The sequence below is a fragment of the Candidatus Laterigemmans baculatus genome, assembly GCF_010367455.1.
GTDB classification, from domain to species: Bacteria; Planctomycetota; Planctomycetia; order Pirellulales; family Pirellulaceae; genus Laterigemmans; species Laterigemmans baculatus.
In genome coordinates this window covers 1-1,857 of sequence record NZ_WRPR01000114.1, presented here as the reverse complement: position 1 = coordinate 1,857, position 1,857 = coordinate 1, and the positions used below count along the sequence as shown (strand labels likewise).

Genomic DNA, 1,857 nt, shown 5'->3' with positions numbered 1-1,857 from the left:
AAGGGGTCAGGAGCCTATTTGTTAGTCTGGGGAAATTTTTGGGGGACGACCTCGTTTCCGCAGCGTGGATTCGAGCCCCAAATCACGGGCCGTCGCTTCGTCCCAACAACCAATTCGGCTCCTGACCCCTTTTTCGGGCCTGCTGCGTCACACGGCGGCGACGCTGATGCTGGAGAACGGCGCGGACCTGCGGAGCATCCAGACGCTGCTGGGGCACGAGAATCTGAACACGGCGCAGATTTACGCCAGGTGGAGAAAAGGGGTCAGGAGCCTATTTGTTAGTCTGGGGAAATTTTTGGGGGACGACCTCGTTTCCGCAGCGTGGATTCGAGCCCCAAATCACGGGCCGTCACTTCGTCCCGACAACCAATTCGGCTCCTGACCCCTTTTTCGGGCCGGTCCCCGACCGCTAGCTTCCTGATCGTCGCCAGTAAGTTGGCCCATTGGTCGTCTTCACGCCCAAAGCCAACCCGAAGCGTCGCGGCAGGTGGAGAAAAGGGGTCAGGAGCCTATCTGTCCATCTGAGGGAATTTTCGGGGGCGACCTCGTTTCCGCAGCGTGGACTCGAGCCCCAAGCGGCTGGCCGTCGCTTCGACCCAGCCACTATCTCCAAACGGTTGGCTGCGGGCGATTGCTTTTCGCAGTTGCCCTTCTTCCTTCTCACCCAAGGGGCGGTTAACTCGCTCAGTCCAGTTAGGCTGCCGCGGCATCGGCCAAGGGGCTAACGCCACAAGGCTGCCGCCGCGGTTCCAATTCCAAAGGCTCCCCCAACGCCAATTCTCCGCCCGCAGTACAAGTCCTGCCGCTAGCGCATTGCGTTCGACGTAGCGGCAAACCACGAAGAAATGATCGTCGTCCTGAACCGGAAAGCTTTTGAACCGACCCTGGTAAAGATGTCCGCTGCCAGCGGTGTGGTAGTGAGCGTGGTGGCGAGCTGCATGCGTCATTGCCACCCAATACAGTAGACGGCTCATCGCACCGTCTTCGCGCGGCCGCAAGACCATGTGCCAATGGTTCGGCATCCACTGGTAGGCGAACAAGTCGACCGGATAGCTTTGTAAACCCTCCACGAGAATTCTCTCGAACGCTTCGTAGTCGGCCTCTTTACGAAAGATCGTTTGTCGCGAGTTCCCGCGATTCAGAGCGTGGTAGATCGCACCGGCCTCATCGGCCCTCGGGGGACGCGGCATTGGAACACTCCGCCACAGGCGAAACCAGAGAAACCACCACTTCCGACCAGACTAACTAAGCAGAACTTCCCAAACAACCAATTCGGCTCCTGACCCCTTTTTCGACATCAACCAATTCGGCTCCTGACCCCTTTTTCAGGCCCACTCCGCCACAGGCGAAACCAAAGAAACCACCACTTCTGACCAGACTAACTAAGCAGAACTTCCCAAACAACCAATTCGGCTCCTGACCCCTTTTTCGACAAGCGCGGCACCGGGGCCAAATCGCCGCGACAGCGAAGGCTCCCCCCTCGCCGAATTCCCTCCCGCGATGATCGACTAGGGACATAGGTCTGCTCGGGCTGGCTTGGGTTTGCTACGCTCTTGGTGGTTCGTTCACTGGTCTTCCTTGCTGGAGAAAAGGGGTCAGGAGCCTATTTGTTAGTCTGGGGAAATTTTCGGGGGCGACCTCGTTTCCGCAGCGTGGACTCGAGCCCCAAGCGGCTGGCCGTCGCTTCGACCCAGCCACTATCTCCAAACGGTTGGCTGCGGGCGATTGCTTTTCGCAGTTGCCCTTCTTCCTTCTGACCCAAAGGGCGGTTAACTCGCTCAGTCCAGTTAGGCTGCCGCGGCATCGGCCAAGGGGCTAACGCCACAAGGCTGCTGCCGCGGTTCCAATTCCAAAGGC

General features: G+C 59.0%; 2 protein-coding genes. One reads left to right on the top strand and one right to left on the bottom strand.

The genetic code is table 11. The annotated features are described in order from the left end of the window. The first annotated feature begins 64 nt into the window (after positions 1 to 64). The gene (locus GNK13_RS18900; RefSeq protein WP_315853004.1) at positions 65 to 382 is read left to right on the top strand and encodes a tyrosine-type recombinase/integrase; all 318 of its coding nucleotides are present in this window, start codon (positions 65 to 67) and stop codon (positions 380 to 382) included. A 127-nt stretch (positions 383 to 509) separates the two neighbouring features. On the opposite strand, the gene GNK13_RS18895 is transcribed toward GNK13_RS18900, so the two are convergent. Then, a complete protein-coding gene (locus tag GNK13_RS18895; protein ID WP_164104119.1) occupies positions 510 to 1,190 on the bottom strand; it encodes a transposase in 681 nt (226 codons plus the stop codon). Positions 1,191 to 1,857 lie beyond the last annotated feature (667 nt).